Origin of the sequence: Paenibacillus sp. OAE614, from assembly GCF_040546645.1 — a bacterium.
Taxonomy (GTDB): Bacteria; Bacillota; Bacilli; order Paenibacillales; family Paenibacillaceae; genus Paenibacillus_AQ; species Paenibacillus_AQ favisporus.
Map to the genome: position 1 here is coordinate 5,866,029 of NZ_JBEPOD010000001.1, position 19,094 is coordinate 5,885,122.

19 protein-coding genes and 1 pseudogene are annotated in these 19,094 nt (G+C 49.8%); 2 read left to right on the top strand and 18 right to left on the bottom strand.

The genetic code is table 11. From position 1 onward, the window contains the following. Positions 1-279 precede the first annotated feature (279 nt). From ABIE48_RS26940 to ABIE48_RS26960, 5 genes are all read right to left on the bottom strand, one after another. Entirely contained in the window at positions 280-966 is a 687-nt protein-coding gene (locus ABIE48_RS26940; RefSeq protein WP_192717148.1) for a DUF6199 family natural product biosynthesis protein, read from the bottom strand. Positions 967-1,510: 544 nt separating this feature from the next. Continuing rightward, positions 1,511-2,995 (bottom strand): amidase family protein, encoded by a 1,485-nt coding sequence (locus ABIE48_RS26945; RefSeq protein ID WP_192717149.1) that lies wholly within the window; start codon positions 2,993-2,995, stop codon positions 1,511-1,513. A gap of 242 nt (positions 2,996-3,237) precedes the next feature. Further along, entirely contained in the window at positions 3,238-4,794 is a 1,557-nt protein-coding gene (locus tag ABIE48_RS26950) for a copper amine oxidase N-terminal domain-containing protein (protein ID WP_192717150.1), read from the bottom strand. A 1-nt stretch (position 4,795) separates the two neighbouring features. Beyond that, a complete protein-coding gene (locus ABIE48_RS26955; protein WP_354520000.1) occupies positions 4,796-5,887 on the bottom strand; it encodes a WG repeat-containing protein in 1,092 nt (363 codons plus the stop codon). A gap of 280 nt (positions 5,888-6,167) precedes the next feature. Then, the gene (locus ABIE48_RS26960) at positions 6,168-7,067 is read right to left on the bottom strand and encodes a LysR family transcriptional regulator (protein ID WP_192717152.1); all 900 of its coding nucleotides are present in this window, start codon (positions 7,065-7,067) and stop codon (positions 6,168-6,170) included. A gap of 194 nt (positions 7,068-7,261) precedes the next feature. Between ABIE48_RS26960 and ABIE48_RS26965 the strand changes: the two genes are divergently transcribed. Next, positions 7,262-7,729, top strand: a complete 468-nt coding sequence (locus ABIE48_RS26965) for a DinB family protein (protein WP_192717153.1) — start codon at positions 7,262-7,264, stop codon at positions 7,727-7,729. Between the two features lie 289 nt (positions 7,730-8,018). On the opposite strand, the gene ABIE48_RS26970 is transcribed toward ABIE48_RS26965, so the two are convergent. From ABIE48_RS26970 to ABIE48_RS27020, 11 genes and pseudogenes are all read right to left on the bottom strand, one after another. Further along, positions 8,019-8,555 (bottom strand): dihydrofolate reductase family protein, encoded by a 537-nt coding sequence (locus ABIE48_RS26970; RefSeq protein WP_192717154.1) that lies wholly within the window; start codon positions 8,553-8,555, stop codon positions 8,019-8,021. A gap of 173 nt (positions 8,556-8,728) precedes the next feature. After that, positions 8,729-9,397: a Type 1 glutamine amidotransferase-like domain-containing protein gene (locus tag ABIE48_RS26975; protein WP_192717155.1), complete on the bottom strand. Its 669-nt coding sequence runs from the start codon at positions 9,395-9,397 to the stop codon at positions 8,729-8,731. 24 nt (positions 9,398-9,421) lie between these two features. Next, entirely contained in the window at positions 9,422-10,027 is a 606-nt protein-coding gene (locus ABIE48_RS26980; RefSeq protein WP_192717156.1) for a dihydrofolate reductase family protein, read from the bottom strand. 229 nt (positions 10,028-10,256) lie between these two features. After that, positions 10,257-10,712, bottom strand: coding sequence for a YdcF family protein (locus tag ABIE48_RS26985; RefSeq protein WP_354520003.1), 456 nt, complete (start codon positions 10,710-10,712; stop codon positions 10,257-10,259). Positions 10,713-11,015: 303 nt separating this feature from the next. Beyond that, positions 11,016-11,456, bottom strand: coding sequence for a C2 domain-containing protein (locus ABIE48_RS26990; protein ID WP_192717157.1), 441 nt, complete (start codon positions 11,454-11,456; stop codon positions 11,016-11,018). 166 nt (positions 11,457-11,622) lie between these two features. Continuing rightward, positions 11,623-12,078 carry a ParB N-terminal domain-containing protein gene (locus ABIE48_RS26995; protein WP_192717158.1) on the bottom strand — a complete coding sequence of 152 codons (456 nt, stop codon included), beginning with the start codon at positions 12,076-12,078 and terminating at the stop codon, positions 11,623-11,625. A gap of 106 nt (positions 12,079-12,184) precedes the next feature. Continuing rightward, entirely contained in the window at positions 12,185-12,682 is a 498-nt protein-coding gene (locus ABIE48_RS27000) for an AAA family ATPase (RefSeq protein WP_192717159.1), read from the bottom strand. A gap of 182 nt (positions 12,683-12,864) precedes the next feature. Next, positions 12,865-13,170 (bottom strand): annotated as a pseudogene (locus ABIE48_RS27005) (amidase domain-containing protein); the annotation flags it as partial. A gap of 270 nt (positions 13,171-13,440) precedes the next feature. Then, on the bottom strand, positions 13,441-14,433 hold the full coding sequence (locus ABIE48_RS27010; protein ID WP_354520006.1) for an NADP-dependent oxidoreductase: 993 nt from the start codon (positions 14,431-14,433) through the stop codon (positions 13,441-13,443). A gap of 39 nt (positions 14,434-14,472) precedes the next feature. Next, a complete protein-coding gene (locus ABIE48_RS27015; RefSeq protein ID WP_192717160.1) occupies positions 14,473-15,372 on the bottom strand; it encodes an oxidoreductase in 900 nt (299 codons plus the stop codon). Between the two features lie 93 nt (positions 15,373-15,465). Next, the gene (locus ABIE48_RS27020; RefSeq protein ID WP_145028404.1) at positions 15,466-16,224 is read right to left on the bottom strand and encodes a glucose 1-dehydrogenase; all 759 of its coding nucleotides are present in this window, start codon (positions 16,222-16,224) and stop codon (positions 15,466-15,468) included. Between the two features lie 259 nt (positions 16,225-16,483). Here ABIE48_RS27020 and ABIE48_RS27025 point away from each other — a divergent pair, with 259 nt between their 5' ends. Beyond that, positions 16,484-17,068, top strand: a complete 585-nt coding sequence (locus tag ABIE48_RS27025; RefSeq protein ID WP_192717161.1) for a TetR/AcrR family transcriptional regulator — start codon at positions 16,484-16,486, stop codon at positions 17,066-17,068. Positions 17,069-17,268: 200 nt separating this feature from the next. Here the strand turns inward: ABIE48_RS27025 and ABIE48_RS27030 are convergent, their stop codons facing one another. Then, the gene (locus tag ABIE48_RS27030) at positions 17,269-18,432 is read right to left on the bottom strand and encodes an iron-containing alcohol dehydrogenase (RefSeq protein WP_192717162.1); all 1,164 of its coding nucleotides are present in this window, start codon (positions 18,430-18,432) and stop codon (positions 17,269-17,271) included. A 200-nt stretch (positions 18,433-18,632) separates the two neighbouring features. After that, a complete protein-coding gene (locus ABIE48_RS27035; RefSeq protein ID WP_354520010.1) occupies positions 18,633-19,052 on the bottom strand; it encodes a MerR family transcriptional regulator in 420 nt (139 codons plus the stop codon). Positions 19,053-19,094 lie beyond the last annotated feature (42 nt).

Consider the following 19,094-nt stretch of genomic DNA (forward strand, 5'->3'; position numbering starts at 1 on the left):
ATACTCTATGCTGCCCGTTTACTTCAACAAAAAAGGAACAGCTGCCGGCCCACGGCATTCTGCTCCCTTATGTTGAATTATCGTTTCCCGTTAGCGCAATGAACCAGCTATTTATCTTGTCCTCCAGGAGAAAAAGTGTTTCCTCAACTCTTCCATTCGGTTTATATCCAGGAGCCAATGTCCTCCGATGATCTTTACCACTCGCCGCCTGGTTCGTCAATAGCCACCCATACACCGCTCGGTGGATGGTTCGCAGCCAGCGCAACGGTCCACATGCGCCTAATAAGCTTTGAAAGCGATGAAAATCGAACCGATCATCACGACAATGCCGCCGACCTTGCTAATGAAATAATAGAAGTCACTCGGTTCGGGGTTCTCGTACATGAGCCGCTGTGGGGATAGACGGAACATTAAATTCTGGAAGGCTTGGTACCGGAAGCTGCACCAACCAAAGATCAACAAGCCGAGGGCAAGAACTAGAAACCCTGGCATGCCTCGTTTGACATGATAATCGGAGTAAGCCGCGCTTACGAGCGCCGACGGCGGAAAATCTTCTTCCCCTTCCTCCTTGATCCGCTCGCCGTTGACGTACGTCTGAATAACCATGACGATATTGCCTTTGTCATCGTAGCTCAAGAGCATGCCGTTATTATCCTCGACGCTGTAGACATGGCCGTTCGGATAGGTCACGCGGAACTTGGTCGAGTAAGGGACGCTTTTATCCGCAATCGCATAGGACTGCTCGCCGATGATCAAAGTGCGGTGCAACTCGTCGTCGGTGCGTACTTGGATGGGACCGGCTGTGCTGCTATGATAGGTGACTAGACTGTCTTGCTCCCTTGAGAATTTGTATGTATCCCCATTCAGGTAGAAAACGCGGTCCGTGAAATAGGGTCTAGAAAAGAAGCCCGTCAAGACGGACACGAGGAGCACGGAGACGAAGAAAATAGAACTAGGTGTTATCATTTTTCGGAATAAAACCGCTCGGGTAGAAATATGCGCTCATCCTTTCTGCTTTATCCCTTTTACGTCCTAATAAGAGAGGCGGTTGCAAGCATTTATGCAAGGATATAACGTGCTTACGTTTTACAATCAAGCTTACGGCAGAGGACCGTCATGCCAGCTGCTATCTTAAACAAATGTCTCCTGATAGCGTAACATAAAGGGTTGTGGCAACTGACAACTAATTGTTCTGCTTCCCTTTGTTAACTTATCAATGAGGATCATCACAATATGTATTATTGTGATGATTGCGGAAAACTGAATGGATTTTACAAAACTCATATCCACAAAGTAATAACTCATAAGAAACATCGCACAAAAATAAATACCCCAACTAAGAATTGGTTTCATTACTCGACTCAGCATCCTTCCAAACAAATTTTACCATTAACCTCAACTTCTGTATTCGGCATAACTGCCCGTTAGCGTAATCACGATGGTTAAGCCCCTGCAGAGACATGGTCAATACGTAGCTGTTAAGACTAATGGTATCATTACGAATCAGTGACTACATCAATTCACCCAGATCTGGCGGACGACGAAAAAGTGTTGCCTGCTCGAAACTATAGGCGATGCTTATTAACGTGGGCTCACTGAAAGCCCTCCCGGAAAAGACAACACCAAATGGACCCTGCGTCGAATCTCCATCCGCATCAATTGTTCCTTTGGCTGAATAACCGGCGGGCACCGTTATAAGGGGATACCCTAATCTGGCAGCAATGTACATACCATCAATATCACCGGGTAGCATTAATGCATCTAAGCCGTGTTGATCGAGTGCATAGTCAATTCCTTGCGATACTGTCGGATGGTTATATTCTTGACGTTTAAGTTGATAGGTTGTCTCGTTTAGTTCATTTTGTTCCGAGCGAATCAGATTATCTTGGCCAAACTTCAATGAGGAAGCAGCGTGCTTCTGATTATAAGAAATCAATTCTTGAAGAGAATGCACGGGCATATCCGAGCTCAACTTCGATAAATAGTGATTCAGGCCTGTTTTGAATTCGTAGCAGATAACATCATTGTTCCATGGATGCTGTTCCAAATAGAGGTCCACAGGATCGATAACTGTAGCACCTTGCTCACGTAGAACATTAATGGCGGATTCCATGATTGAAAGTCTTTCTTCATCCAATGAATCATAGTAATGTCGGGGAATCCCAATGCGAGCTTTACGCAGAAAGTCTCGGTCGAGATAAGTTGTATAGTCATGAGAAGTACGTTGCGGGCTAGTCCATGTTGCCTCATCGTTTTCGTCAAAACCGACGATTGCTCCAAGTAGAATCGCTGCATCAGTGACTGTCTTGGAAATTGGTCCTGGTGTATCCTGACTTATGGAGATTGGGATTATGCCGCTGCGGCTCGTAAGCCCTATAGTAGGCTTTATTCCAACGAGAAGATGTTGGCTGGCCGGCCCAATAATCGAACCTGCGGTTTCTGTTCCTATCGCTGCTGCTGCCAGGTCCGCAGCTAGTGCTGCAGCAGATCCTGAACTTGACCCGCTGACGAAGAGCTTGCCAGGTCCATATGGATTCAACACATATCCACCCCTAGAACTGAATCCAGCAGGCATACGGCTGGACATAAAATTCGACCACTCGGTCATATTTGCCTTACCTAGAAGAACTGCGCCGGCAGCGCGGAGTTTTGCGGCAATAAACGAATCTTCAGGAGCAAACGACTCAGCCAATGCGATTGAACCAGCGCTCGTATGCATTCGGTCGTGTGTATCGATGTTATCCTTGAGCAGGATTGGTATTCCGTGAAGAGGCCCCCGACTACCTGTTGTTTTTAGCTCAAAATCGAGATTCCTTGCGATTTCAACCGCATCTGGATTAATCTCTAATACAGCATTGATCAAAGGATTATACCTATGAATTCTTTCGATATATGCTAGAACGAGGGCTTCGGAGGTACATTCACCCGTAGCCAATGCCTTTTGAATGCTGACCAAATCAGCGTCCTGAATCCAATCTTGCAAGTTGATGCTCATATATTAAGATACCCCCCCAGTGATGGTAAATTATAGGACAACAGTAATATGGTACCATGCTGCCTTGCCAAGGGTATAGGTAAAGTTTTGATTAGATAAGAATGTATCGGTTGGGCATCGCAGTAGAGCTTGTATTTTCCTGAAGGTTAATGTTGTAACTAAAGTAATCTGCCCGTTAGCTTAACAAAAACAACAGCCAATTACTTGCCGGCTGCTGTTTGTTGTTTTGAACTATTGTTCCCTCAGTCGACGTCCGAGATTTTCCACACGCCATTTTCCTGTATGAACACGATTCCTGGAGTGCCCGACTTATTGCCGTGCTGATCGAACAGGTAACTGAACGTCACATACGCCAGCAGTGCGCCGCCGGGACGGTCTTCGAACGTCACGGAGCGGACGCCCGTAATAAGTCGCTGGCCGATAATCTCGAACGACTGCGCCGGTGTGTCGTTCTTCACGAACAGCCGGCCGAGCGCAGCGGCGTCGCGACCATTCATGGCGTTGACATAGCCGTTGAGCAGCTTCGCAGCGGCCAACTTCTTCGCTTCTCCCGCATACGCGCCTTCATCGAGTAACTGCGGCCTGAATACGAGCAGCGCGCCGCGAACGCTTGGCGTCCACGTCAGCTGGAAACCGAACGCTTCCGCCGTCGCGCGCAGCGGCAAATAAATGCGATCCTTCACAATCACCGGTTTGGCGTTCGTGCCGGTAAGCTTCTTGCCGTTCACCCATAGCGACAACGCTCCGCCTTTTCCTGGGTTGATTCCCTGCGTATCAGGCTGTGTTGAAACGAAGGCGGCTTTATACGGTGCGTCCCATCTTACATACCAGCCGAACGACTCCGCAAGCGCGCGCATCGGCAGCAGCATGACGCCGTTCGAGACGATCGGCGCAAGCGCCGGATCGTTCACCGTGACACCGTTGATGGCCAGCGTAGGAGCGGCTGGAGGAGCGACCATAACGCTGCGTATGGTTCTTCTCGAGCCGGTGTCGATGTAGAGGTCATAAGTGCCAGGTACGATCGGCTTGAAGGTACCGTCAATCGCCTCGCCGTAGGCCGGCATCGTGAATTGAAAATCGTACCGTGCTTCAGAGTAAGGCGCGGTATGGACGAGCAGTGCTCTTTGGGATGGATAATCCACGCCCTTTGCTGTCATATAGCCGCCGGATGAGCCGGAAGTCTCGACGAAGATCCGAACCGTTCCTTCATAGTTACTCGCGTCACTGCCCTTAATACGAACCGTCTGTCCAATGGTCGGCTTGAGCGTGCTTACATCGGTCTGCGGGGATACCGCCAGCAATTCGTAAAACTCTTTGAAGGCTGTGGCATCCGTTGCGATATATTTATCTTCGCCGATATGGATGAGAACGTGCTTCGAATCCTTGAATTGCAAGTAGATATCGGTCCCGTCGGTTAGCATGACATCGACACTAGTGGCGAAAAAGGCGTCCTCTCCGACCAACTGCTCCGTCGACGGCTTTGCGCCCTTAAGCAGCCGGTTAACGAAGCCCGCCGTCTTCGCAATAGCGCTTTGATCTGCTGCGCGCGAGGCGAACAGCGGCACCCACGACAGATCGGCGTGACTCATTTGGACCCGCTGAACAGCATCCGCTTGAATGGCCGCTGGCTGAGCCGATGATGCCGGCACGGTCGCAATATTGTTTTCGGCGGCAGGTGACACATTGGCGGCTGTTGACGCTGCCGCCCCAGCCTCCCACGCGGTCCCGCCCGACCAAACGGGAACTCCGACAGTGAGCAGCACCGCCAGAGTGAACATATAGAACTGTTTCATTTTCATCTCATCGTCCCTCCTTCGGAAGTTCGGAAGCCGGCGGCCAGACGATCGCTCCGCTGCGGTTCACGTACCCTCTGATTTCCTCGCGCGAATTCGGAACGAGCAAACTGATCACAGCCAATTCGCCGTTAAAATCGTCAGCCCAATAAAATTTCGACTTGATCACAAAACGGCCGGATGTATTGATATAGCCGTACCTCTGCCCCTGGCTGGCCGGAGCCAGGCCGCCCTTGAACAAACCTCCGGCTCTAATGCCCTGGATGACTTTGGTGCCCTTCTTGTTGATATAGAAGGTGACTCCATTACGCTCGACAAAAGCCAGTCCTTCTGAGAACGGCTGCGCCATGCTGAACTGCGGTGTTAGCAGGTAATTGCCGTTTTTGTCGATGTACCCGTATTTTCCGTTCACGTAAACTACTGCCGCCCCGTTGGAAAACGGCATGGCGTGATCATACCGGGGTGTAATGCGGAGCTTGCCGGTGGTGTCGATATAGCCGTATTTGCCGCCGTACGCAAGCATTACGGCCGCCATACCTTCGGAGAAATCGGACGTCGAGCTATACCGGTACGGAATGACCAGCTCGCCCTCCGTGTTGATGTACCCCGCTGCTTTGCCCACATTGACCCGAGCCAGACCTTCGGAGAAATTAGACGCCCTGGCGTAGATGGGCTGTATGCTCACCTTGCCATGGCTGTCTATATATCCGTACCGTGTTGCCGTACCTCCGTCAGCGTTCTGAACCTGCGTCGTATACAGCGCACGGTCATTAAAAAGAACGCTGGCACCTCTCAGCTTGTATTCGAACAGCTCGCTGCCCGCCGAACTGAAGTAATATTGCTTTTTAGCCGCATGGTCCTCGACATACACCTTCCCCCCGGATACTCCTGAATATCCGTATCCGTCGTACAACGGCTCGATAATCTCCTTGCCTTTGCCGTTGATGAAACCGTATTTTCCGTTAACTTCAATCGGGTACAGTTGATCGCCTGTCTGCGCCTGCATAGCGGTCGCACTGGCAGCTTGAGATTGCTCCGCCACGTTTGTACTGAATACAATCGTCGTAAATATAAGAGTAACAGCCATCTTTTTAAGCAACTGTTGTCCACGCTCCTCAGAGACTATTTTCCATTCTTTAGTATTGACGACGCTTGTACCGGTTTTGTTGTGAGTGATTGGAAATAAATCACAAAAACATTCTCTTAATCCCACATTTCGCCCGCCCACATACTGCTGACCAGAAAATGCTGTTTCGTTCCGCAGTCTTACGGACACAGGAGCTGCTATTTTGTGAAATATGATGATTCCTTACTTATAGGACCCAGCTCTCTTAGCTGTAATTAATCGTAGGCCGGATCAGGTCAAACCCTATGCTGCATTAGGACTTCGAATCATTGATAGCGGTCTCAATGTAGGCTCTCAAAGTCTTGATGAACGTGCGCATGGCGTATCCGACATATCTGTCTTTGCGGTAAATCAGACAAAAGTCCTGAGATGGCGTAGGATGCCTCAGGTCCAAGACTTTGATGTCTGAATTGTGAAGATTGTCCAGCAGCATTTTCGGCAGAATGCAAGAGCCAACTCCGCTCTGCACCATCTGGAGGAGGGAGGATAACGTTGTCGTCACCATATGCGGCTGCAAAGTAAACCCTTGGTCCATGCAAAAGCGGTCAATCAGCATCCGGTATTGATGATCAGGCGGGAACATGACCATCTTCAAGGTCTGCAGTTTGTTTAAGGGGATGAAGCATTCCGTGGCAAGAGGATCATTCTTGCTTACAGCCAATGAGAACTCCTCGTGATACAGGGGAATAGACGTGATACGTGTATCGATAACAGGGCCAACAGTCACGCCAAAATCGATGCTTCGGTCCAGAACTTGTTCTGTTATTTTCATGGTTTCCAGAAGGGACAGTGAGATGGTGGGATAGGTCTGATGGAAGTTCAGTATAAAGGCTTTAAACATGAATTCCGCGTCACCGGGCAAAACGCCGATGGATAACGATCCGCCTTGCATATGTTTCAAATCAACAATAGCGTCGGTCGCTTGTTGTAGATGCCCGAACATGGCAGCAGCATGTTGTTGAAGAATCGCTCCGGCTTCAGTTAGTACTATTTTTTTCCCCACGCGATCGAATAATAGCACCCCTAACTCTTCTTCCAATCTCCTGATCTGCTGGCTGATGTTGGGTGGGCTGACTCCCATCTTTTCGGCTGCTCTCGTGAAGTGAAGCTCCACACAAATCGCCATAAAATACTGTAGCTGTTTTAACTCCATGACTACCCCGCTCTCACATTGCATGGCTGAATGAATATTCAATGATTATTGTCACGCCATCTTATTTGACTGTCAATGAATAATCGTTAACTCATACTTAACGTTTCGGTAATGCCCACTGCATTGATGGTAGGCTCCATGAGACCTACACTAGGAACATATCAAGCGTTCTCATTACAAAGGAGGAAATCGACGTGTCTGAAATGATTATCAACACGGCAAAAACCGGACGTCAATTGGTGCTGCAGCAGGTAACAGCTATCCCTGAGGAATTGTTCGACATTCAAGCGGCAGGTTTCAACAATACAATCCGTTGGAATCTCGGCCATATGATTTATTGGATGGATAAGTATTCTCCTTTCATTTTTGGCTCCCCCGCGGCCATACCGGACTCGTATGAAGCGCTGTTTAACACAGGAACAAAACCTTTGGACTGGACGTTTGATCCTCCATCGAAGGAAGAGTTGGTCGAAATGTTAACAGCGCAGCTGTCCCGCATATCTGATCTGACACCTGAAATGCTGGGCGAGAAGCTTTCTGCTCCGTTTTCCTTGGGGCCGTTCCAATTCAGCACCCCAGGCGAGTTGTTAAACTTCACTCTGATTCACGAAGCTTTTCACCTTGGAACGATATCGAGCCAGTTAAAGGTCCTGTCGCGCTAACCAAGGAATTTTCCGTCATTGTATCTAGAAACTTTGGAATCCCACACCTCTTTGCTAACCTATAGGTTGTTGAACAAAAAAAATGTAAGGAGCACTTCACCGTAGCGAAATGCTCCTTACAGATTGAACTATCGTTTCTCGTAAGGTCAATCGTCAATTCCTTGAATAACTATGTCATTTCGCATAACTGAACAAATTTTAAAGAATAAAGGATCCTCTGACTGCCTCTACAGCCGGAGAATCCCTATTAAAGTAACGTGCCCTTTAGGCCGCTGGGCCAACCGCACAACTAAGCTGGAACGTAGGTCAACCTGATCACCTTCTCGCCAATTCGATCGCTTGCCACGAGGCGCAGCGGCGGACGCGGACCCGCGAAGAACGGCTTGCCGCGACCCAGCACGACTGGATGGAGATAGAGTCGATACTCATCAACGAGACCGAGCTCCGTTAGACTGTGGGCCAACTCCGGCCCGGCAACTTCAATCTCCCCTTCATGCTGAGCCTTCAGCCCACGTATGGCCGCTGCGAGGTCGCCCTCGATCAGAGAAGCGTTCGGACCGACGGACTTTAACGTTCTCGACACCACCCACTTCGGTTTGCTTTGCCACGCCGCTGCGTATTCCCGTTCCGGCGCATCCCATTCAAAATGGTCTCCGTCCCAATACCGCATGGTCTCGTACATGCGGCGCCCGTACAAGCAGCCCGCCAGGCCGCTTACGTCGTCGATGAAATGACGGAATAGCACGGGGTCGGGCTGAAATGCCGGGTGGTCGTGGTCGACGAATCCGTCCAGAGACTGGTTCAATGCGAAAACGATCTTTGCCATGCGACTGACTCCCCTCCCTGGTTTTCTCGCACATTCATCATCAAGATTACACGTTCCATATGCAGCCTCCTTTATGTCTGCATTTTATCATCCAACAGCATGTCAGGTTTCTCATGGATTGCTAATGTGCACAGTCCTGGCCTGACCGAATACAAATTTAATTTAATGAAGGATCAGGGTGAGAACAGTTTCCAATGCCCTTCGGAGACAACTTCAACTGCTCCGTCAATCACTTTGATGGCGGTCTGGTCATCCATCGCATAGGCTGGCCCTTGAATCCCGGCGGCCCATCTCTCAGCAGCAGCCATGGTGTTGCCCGGCAGCATCTCGTGATCCAGGTGCGGAAACATGGCAAAATCAACCAGTCCCAGCGTTTCATCACCACCGTTGGGTGGAGTCCAGCCAACGAAGTCCTCCCCAATGTTAGGGGCCATCACCATGCTCCCCGCACTCATTCCCACATAGACTGCGTGCAGCGACGGCAAGAGGTCTGCCAGCCCGGATTGCCGCATCCAGTGGCAAAGGTAGAGGGCGTCGCCGCCCGCCACCAGCAGTACGTCCGTCTCCCGGACCAGCGGCACCCAGCGGTCTTCGGCGATGCTTGGCAGCGCTGTGAGCTCCAGCACTCCGACGGACTTCCAGCCCAGGTCGACCAAGGGATTCTCGGAATTCCCGCTGATGAACTGCCAGGCTTTCACACCTGGGCCCACCCAAGGGTGTCCGTACATTGCGGTGGGAATGCACAGGGCGCTAGACTCGGCAATGGGTTTGCCCAACATGTCAACCAGCGCGTCCTGTATGCTTTTATTATTGATGCCTGCAGATGTGAGCAGAAATTTCATAACCTCACTCCTTTGTGTATCATCTCAAGCCATGCTGCCAAAAGACGGTTTTCCCGCAAGCGCGTAGCGCAATAGAACCGTGCCTTTGGAGAACGCTCTGGATTCAAGTAATTCCAGATTCGTCGGTATCGTTCCATCGCCGAAGAATCGTTTTCCCTCTCCGAGTATTACTGGAAACTGCCAGATGTTCATTCTGTCAATCAGCTCGTGACGCAACAATGTCTGGACCAGGTCGCTGCTGCCGACGACATGCACCTCCTTGTAACGCTCCTTCAACAAAGGCACACTTGTGGTCACATCCGCGTCGAGCAGTTTTGTATTATTCCAATCGACGTTGGTCAATGTCCGGGATGCGACATATTTCGGTTTCTCGTTCATCAGCTTGGTGAACGGGTTGGTGTCAGGCGCTTGCGGCCAGTACGACGCAAAAATTTCGTACGTTTTACGCCCGATCAACATAGCGTCGAGGCTCGCATAACCAGCCGCGATCCGTTGTCCTGTCACCGGATCCCGAAACGGTTCCTGCCACCCGCCGTAGCCGAAACCGCCTTCACGATCTTCATTGGGCGACCCGGGAGATTGGACTATGCCATCCAAGGTCATGAACATATGCACAACTAGATTTCCCATTTCGCTTTTCATTCCTTTCAAATCAAATTTGTTCACAGGTGGGTTGTCTTCTACTTAAACTAATTTTAGGGCATTTCAGTTCGGATTGTTTCTTGCAGATTGCTCATCTAATCTCCCGTTGGCTTAATAAATAAAAGAAGCAGCTGCCGCCGGCAAACCGCTTCTTCATTTAGTTACATTAACGTTTAAGTTAGTAAAATTCTCGCTCGTTTAGGTGGCTTCAAAATAATCAACGATCTAACTCCACGTCGTCGTCTACGAAATATTTCCCTTTCACACCGTTGATGACTTTATGCAGTTCAGCTCTGACCCTAATAACTTCCTGCTCATCCTGCCACCAGTTGTTAGCCTGCCCTATAACTCGATCATCAGGGCACCACACATATTGATACCATGGTGGCATAAATGTTTTTAACATCAGGAGGCATCTACGCATGTGCCCAGGCGAACTAACTAACAACAACCGATTGATGTTTTCTAAGCCGATTGCTCGATCAAGAACGGTGAGTGAACACAGTATATTTTCTTTCGTATGATTAGACTGTGTCTCTATTAAAATTGATTCATTAGGCACGCCCAGTCTTCTTGCCTCGTCCTGCAGGACAATTGCCTCTGGTGGATTTATTTGTCCAAATTTATCTCCACCAGTAAACAAAATATAAGGGGCTCGACCATTCTTAAACAATCCAGCCGCCTTTACCGCTCTTGATAAATACGACCCACCAAAAACAAATATGCAATCTCCATTCGCAGCTCCGTCATCGGTGTACTTACCATAACCAAACACCACTTTGGTAATTTGATCTATAGTTAATCTGCTGGGTTAATCTTAGAAATAAGCATGGAACTAACCCCCAATGTAAGCTGTACCATTTCAGATTTCATTACTCCTTTTGAAATGGCTATGATCATTTTAGCAGCAAAATTCCTGCTGCCATTGAAGGTCTTCATTGATTTATCGTTGCACGTTCGCGTAATAATATTAATCTCAGTTATTCTTTGCGTTAAGGAAATCATCAATTAATTCAATTAGATGGGGATTCTTTGTATGTCGACGATAAAAAAGAATTGATTTGGACCATATGGTCCTGTTTTCCTTTTGGATCGCTGTACGTTCTCTATCTTTCTCAAGACAAGTTATTTGTTCTGAAGACATAATATGTACTTCCATTCCGTCAACAAAGAAATTGAATTGCCAAAACCCGCCTTTATTTATTGGGCTAGGATTATATTTTTGAAATAACTTGTGGGCAATCTCAAAGGAATCCCACTGAATCATAATATCTAGATCATCCATTTCAAAATCTTCAATACCATGTACAAAAAGTGAAGTTGAAGCATCGAAGCTATATGGAACATTTCCTTCATCAAGGTCTTTAACGATTCTAAAAACTAATTTCCACCACTTATTTGACAATGCATGATCCATTTTAACTCTCCTATTCGTTAAATTAAGCCAATCAATGAAGGCCTCCTCAGTTACCTGTATTCTCGAACTTTGTTGCGCTGTCCTGTCCATTAGCTGAGAAAACAGCAGCCTCTTTACCGGCTGCCGTCTCTTCTTTCTTATAGAGCTATCGTTCTCCGTTAGCGAGTCATCCAAGGTTCATTCCCATAGATGAATTATGCTCGATCATATAACGAAAGTCTTCCTCAGTATCGGTCCAAAAAATAACCGGTACTTGTTTTATTTTCATTTGTCGAAATGCTTCATTGCGGTGACGCCCATCAGCGATTTCATATTTGCCAGCGGAATAAAAGACAATTAGCGGCGGAAAATCCCAATCACCGTATGCGTCCTTCATTTTATCGACGACATGGAAAAACCATGCTATATCATTCTCCTTAGTCAGATATGATGGAGCTCCCTCTTCAATTCCAAACTCCGATATATCCGTTATGACAGGACCGATATAGTATCTCTTCTCCTCCAATAACCCGTCTGCCAATGCAACATTGTCTCCGTCATTTCTAAGAAATAACTGAATCCACTCATCAATGGCACCACGTTGGGCATATTCAATTGCACATTTTGTACTGCCGTATATCATTAGGTTTACACTCTCCTTGATTGGGCTAGTACAACCTATTGTATACCACTTCCAAATGGGACAAAATGGTACTTAACAGATATAACTAAACTGTCCGTTACTTACTTCAAGCGTATTGTAGAACCCACTCTTTTATCCGAGAAGCAACTTCGGTTACATCAGTATCCGTTGTATCAATAGTAGGCATAGGCGGGTCATAGACCTCATCAGCAATTTCAAGCAATCGTTTAGCAAAGTTTTTGTGGTTTTGGATCTCTTCCTCTGACCAATTCCTTTCACGTAGACGTTTCTCGCGAGTTTCTTCATCACAATGTAGGTTCAGGTAATATACATGCTTAAAAAAAGGATAGTCCGCACATTTTTCAATATCCCAAGGCATCATGGTTCCGCATATGATAGTCATGCGTCCACTTTGAGCGATATTTCGTGCAACCCGAAGCCAAATATTTCGAATTTTCTCCCAATCATGCCCAAGAAATTCAACAAGATCATCAGGGTCAAAAATATCAAAGTCAGGCATCATTCTCCGTAGCTCCTTAACGACATATGTTTTCCCTGACCCACTTGCACCTGTTACGATAAACAAAGGAATTTTATGATCCATTAGTTGTCCCCCCGCCCATTTGCTTATTTTCTCAATTATAGCAACAATCCTGAATAAGGCTGCGGTACTTCCCACATGCTTATTTTGCCGCAAAAAAACCGGAAAGCCCCAATAAGGCCTTCCGGTTCATTATTCACCATATCATTCGCCTAATCCTCGGCGCCAGTAAGCATCCCGCCCCTCTAGCCCCTAACATGAATCAAAATATACTTCGTCGTTCGATCCCAGCCCAAATCGAAAGGGACACGGTACCGGTCCGCCGTATGCGAGTTCACAAGAGGGTAGCCGTTGGCGTCCTGCCCGACGACGATCGAGAAGTGATCGGTGTCTCCTTTCAGCTCGTAGCCGATCAGATCTCCAGGCTGCAGCCTGGCCACAGCGCTATGCGGATGCTTGTCACTGGGTCGCGTGATTTCTTCAAAGGTTCCCTTTGCAATCATGCGGCCGTATCCGGAGTACAGCAGGAAGCGTTGAAAAGCGTCCGTCTGCTGGCCTCGATCATCGTATACCTGCCTGCCATCGTTACGGCCGCATTATCTTATACGGTTGCCCCTAAACTGTCCGCCAGCTGGCAAAATCACGACAGGAAGGATTTTATGGAAAGCTCGAACTTTTGCCTGGAAATCGGATGGTTATGGGGGATAAGCTCTGCCCTGATCCTGTCCTTTCATGCGGACGAGCTTTCCGCGCTTATATTCAGAAATGAAAATGCCGCTCAGGCCATTCAATGGATGTCCTTTGTCCCGATCTTCTCCACATCAGTCGCCGGCAGGCAGGAGGATCAGTTTGCCACGGGCATGTCCGCTCTGGCTGATGTCGAGTGCTCTACGCCAGTCCTCAAGGGCGAAAGTCTGGGCGACCGGAACGGTGAACTTGCCGTCTGCAGCTAACTGGGCGAACTCGCCGAGAACATCATAGCGTAAGGTCTGGTCTTCTCCGCTGCTGGCGCGGACGCCGAGTTTGGCAGCTGCGCCGAAGTCGCTGATGGTTAGAACACGGCGGGGATCACCACCGGCGATCCGGATAAGGTCGGGCAATATGCCGCTGACCGGAGCGGTGTCCAGAACCAGGTCCACCGGCTGTCTGGCGAGCTCGGTTACCCGCTCGACCATTCCGTCACCGTAAGAGGTCACCGCCGCTCCCATCGAACGGAGCCGGTCGGCGTAAGTGTCACCGGCGGTAGCGATCACGTTAGCGCCGTCCATGAGGGCGATCTGGACGGCAGCGAAGCCCATCATTGTGCCTGCTCCGTGCACCAGCAGGGTGTGGCCCGACTTAACACCAAGTGTTTTAAGATGGTTGTATGCAATGGTGACTGCCATTGGAAGCGCCGCAGCTTGCACGAACTCGAGTCCTGCAGGGATGCGGATCCAATAGTCCATGATCGCCCGATCCGCTGCGCCGGCGCTTGGGGCGCCGACAAAGTCGGCGGAGCCCAGGACGGCGTCACCGATAACGACATCGGTAACCCCCTCACCGACCGCTTCCACAATCCCGGACACTTCCAGCCCGATACCGCGGGGCAGCTTACCAGGATATAACCCTTTGCACAAGACCCAGTCAACCGGATTCAGTCCGCAAGCTCGCACCGTTACACGAATGCGTCCCGGGCCTGGGGAAGGGATCTCGACCTGTTCCATGCGCAGGACATCAGCCGGTTCGCCGTAGTCGTGGAGGCGGATCGCCCGCATAGTAGCAGGGCTGGATGTCTGATTGTTCACATCTTTGCTTGACGTATCTAAATTCTCCAATTGGATATCCCCTCCCGTTTGTTTTAGCAAATCGTGTTTTTACATAAGTATATACTTCACTTGTGTCAGCTCCTCGGAAACCGTCCACAACCGCCGCGCAACGGCTTCGTCATGCGAGCTCGTACTCGAAACGACCTTCTTGGGGTAGCCGCGCAATTCGAGACTCGTTGGCCCGTAGTAATCACCACCTCGGACGCCTGGCGCAGTGGCTGCATAAAGGGTCGGCAAAACACCCATTTTCGGGGACTGCGCAAAAATCGGATTCAGGCTCCGCATCATGCTGGAATGCCGCAGCGCATTGGTCGCTGACCAGCCCGGATGCGAAGCTACTGCCAGCGTTGATTGGCCTGCTGCAACAAGCCTGCGCTGCAACTCATAGGTGAACAGCAGATTCGCCAGCTTGCTCTGAGCGTAGGCGCGCGCTGGATGGTAATTCCGCTCCCAGTTCAGATCATCAAAGCGAATCACTCCCGACCGATGCGACAAACTGCTTACGGTTACAATGCGTGCGCCCGGCGTCGCGTCGAGCATATCCAGCATCAAACCGGTCAGCGCGAAGTGCCCCAGGTGATTGATCCCAAACTGCTGCTCGAAGCCCTGCGCTGTCTTCCCGTAAGGCGGCTTCGCCACACCGGCGTTGTTGATCAGGAGATCCAGCCGATCGTAGTGCTGGCGAAAGGCAGCCGCAAAAGCGTGGACGGACTCCAGATCACCCAAATCGAGCTTCATGACTACGACCTTGCCCGACGGCTTAAGTGCTTTAATCTGGTCAGCGGCCGTGTTGGCGTTAGCGATACTGCGGCAGGCCATAATAACCGTCGCCCCTTTGGTGGCTAGCACCCGTGCTGCTTCCCAACCAATCCCGCTGTTTGATCCGGTTACAATGGCCACTCGACCGGTCTGATCTGGCATGTGGTCTTCTGTCCATGGTGTTGTCATGTGGTTTCTTCCTTCCTCTGTTCAATCCAAAAACTAGTGGCATGCTCTGATCAGGTACAACATGTTTATCCAGCTGCGAGCTTGGACACGAACTTAGATCTGAGAGCCGCCTCCGTCCACGGGAATTTCGGCTCCGGTTGTGTAAGTCGCGTCGAACGCAAGGAATGCGGCTGCTTTGGCAACCTCGAGGGGGTCACCGAAACGCAGCATGGGGATCTGCTGACTCATCTGTGCCTTGGTCTGTTCTGCAGCTTCCTTCGGCATCGACTTCTCCATGATGCCGGTGTCAATAGGGCCGGGGCTGACCGCGTTGACGCGAATCTGCTTCGGCAACAGCTCACGGGCCAGACTGCGCGTCATGGAGCGAAGCGCTGCTTTACTGGCCCCATAAGCATTAAGCATCGGGATACCCACTGCGTTCGCGATCGAGGTGGTGAACACCACGCTGCTTCCTGCGTTTAGCAACGGGGTCAGTCTCTGCACGGTGAAGTACGGGCCTTTGGCGTTGATTGTAAATAACTCGTCGTACACTTCCTCGGTCACCGACTCGAAGGGGATAAAATGCGTGATGCCGGCGTTTATGAACAAGGCATCGATCGTTCCAAATTCAACCTTTACCCGTTCAGCCAATTTATCGATATCCGTTAAAGACGCGGCGTCGCTCAGCACTGCGACCGCGTTGCTGCCAATTTTTTCACGAGCTGTGTCAAGCTTATCCTGGTTACGACCAGTGATCAGAACACGCGCTCCTTCATCCGCCAGCAGCTGTGCTGTTACGAGGCCGATCCCGCTGCTGCCTCCTGTGATCACTACATTCTTGCCTGCATATTTACTTCCAGTATTGTTTGCCATCTCCATCGTCCTCCCTTGGTTTATGTGCTAAACTAACGTCAAATGTTGGATAAGAAGCCTTTACTTTGAACCAACGATTGACCCAACAGTGTAGTAAAAGCAACACTGTCTGTGCTAATCTTATCTAAGCGGTTTGGGTTATACAACCAGTAAAAAACCGTTTTTGTGGGTTTTCCAACACACGTACTTATTTGTTGGCCTTTAGTTTTCCTAAACGCATGATAACCAATTTATCCTGAGAGAGAGGGTGGAGCATAACATGCTGACTAACATAAACGATCCCCGTGTGAAAAGGACGCGTCAACTATTGATGCAAGCTTTTATGGAATTGCTTGAGCAGAAGAGGAATGTCACTTCTATTACCGTACAAGATATTACGGCATACGCGACCGTAAACCGCTCCACGTTCTATGCGCATTTTGAAGACAAATTCGCATTTCTTGAGAGCTGGATGCGGGAAAAATTTCTAGAGAAGCTGAAGGATGAGCTGCCTAATGCTGCTTTATCCGATATAGGGAGCCTGCGAACGCTTATTTTAATCGTTTTTGATTTTCTTTTCTGTACTCGTCCGTATATGACTTTAGCTGATCGTCAGTATGAACCGTTATTTGAGGTCGCGATGCAAAAGGAGCTGTATGACCTATTATTCACCTGGTTAAGTGAACAATCGGAACCATCCGTTTCACGAGAGACGGTGGAAACTGCCGCCCGGATTGCAAGCTGGGGCATATTTGGATCAGCCCTGGAGTGGAGCAGACATCCGGAATATCGATCGGCGGAAGACATGGCGCGAGAAGTTTTGGTGGTCGTTGCTGCTGGTATAGCACCCGTAATAGGGGAATAATTGGTCCCGCGAACAGGCGGTGCGTCGAATAGAGTGCCTGAAGCAAATACTCGTCAAGATGAGGGGCACCTTGAGAGTCGGTCTGTTACCTTTGATTGAACAGTAGATTTATGACGCATTTATCCTTATATCAACACACAAAAAAAAGGAGCCCAAGACCGCCCTCGGCGGCCTGCACTCCTTTTTCCAGCCTGCCCCGCTTACAGGGACATGCGATAAATGTTCACGACATCGTCGCGAGTCAGTTTTTTGAAGTTGCCGAAGTCGCCGCACACCATCGCCTTATCGGCCATCAGCTCGATGGAGGAGTCGTCGATGTCGTAATCGGCCAATCGGGCTGGCGCGCCAATGGAATTGAAGAACTGGCGAAGCGCCGCGATGCCTTCTTCAGCGACCTGGCGGTCGGATTTGCCTGGGGCTTCGATGCCGAAGACGCGCTGCGCGAATTGTTTGAACCGCGCTACATTAGCGTCCAGCGTGTAGGTCATCCAGTTCGGGAACAGGATGGCCAGGCCGCCGCCATGCGGAATGTCATACACCGCCGAAACGGCATGCTCCAGGTTATGGGTTGCCCAGTCGCCAAGGATGCCCATTCTTAACACGCCATTGAGAGCCATCGTACCGCTGTAGAGAATGGTGGCTCTCTCTTCTAGATTTTGCAAATCTTCAAGCAGCCGAGGTGCCGTTTCAATTACGGTGCGAAGGATGGTTTCACAGAAGCCGTCCTGCACCGGCGTATTCGTCACATGATGAAAATACTGTTCAAATACATGAGACATCATATCGACCATGCCGTAGACGGTTTGATTTGCAGGTAAGGAAGCCGTATGTGCCGGATCGAGAATCGAAAACTTAGGAAACGCATAAGGAGTACCCCAGAGCAATTTCTCTTTCGTCTCCCAGTTCGTAATAACCGAGCTTGAATTCATTTCCGAGCCTGTGGCGGCTATTGTCAGCACAGTACCGAGCGGCAGAGCGCCTGTCGCTGCAGCTTTGCGCGTAACGATGTCCCAGAAGTCGCCTTCGTATTTCGCGCCTACCGCAATGGCTTTGGCACAATCGATGACGCTGCCGCCGCCAACTGCAAGAATGAGGTCAATGTGCTGGCTGCGGCACAATTCCACGCCACGATGCACGGTCGTAAGCCGTGGATTCGGTTCCACACCGCTTAGCTCCACGACATTAGCGTCCACGCCTTTGAGCAGCTTTAATACGTTATCGTAGATGCCGTTCTGCTTAATGCTTCCGCCGCCATAGACGAGCAGCACGTTTTTCCCGAATTTAGGTACCTCGGTTGTTAATTGCTCCAGCTGGCCGCTGCCGAAATACAATGTGGTCGGATTATAAAAGGTAAAAGTGTTCATAAATTTCCCTCCTAAAAAAAATACAATGTGATTGACCACTTCATCCTAATACCTAGAGAGTACTCTATGTCAAAGGGGATTTTGTTGTAACTTTCTGTTCCATTGCGACCCGAATGCGAAAAAACGGCTCTGTTCGCTTTTTTTGCGAAAGAGCCGTTCTCTATTTTTCCTAGGATTTCTCTATATAGCGGCAAAATTGCTCACCTGCCGGCGGTCCAAAGGTGCTGCGCGGTTCCTTGCTCGAGGTGCTGCTCGTAGACGTCAACTTTCCAGTTGATGAGTTCCATACAGTCGTTCAGTTCTGCAACTTGAGCGGCAATTCGACGTTGGTGCTCGAGGAGGATTTCAAGTCGTTCGTGCTCGTTTCCTCTTCCCTGGCGGACCAGCTCCGCGTATCGCTTGATCTGAGAAAGCGGCATTCCCGAAGCCCGCAGCTTGGTGCAAATGCCCAGCCACTCGATGTCGGCTGGACTGTAGCGGCGGCCGCCGCCGCTGTCCCGCGCAATCCGGGTGGATAGCAGCAGGCCTTCACGCTCGTAGAATCGAAGCGAGTGGACGCTAAGTCCGGTGCGCTCGGTAACTTGACCAATAGTCAGTTCCTGATTCGTATCCATTTCCATTTAAGCGTTACCCCCTTACTCAAATCTTTTGAACGATAGTTC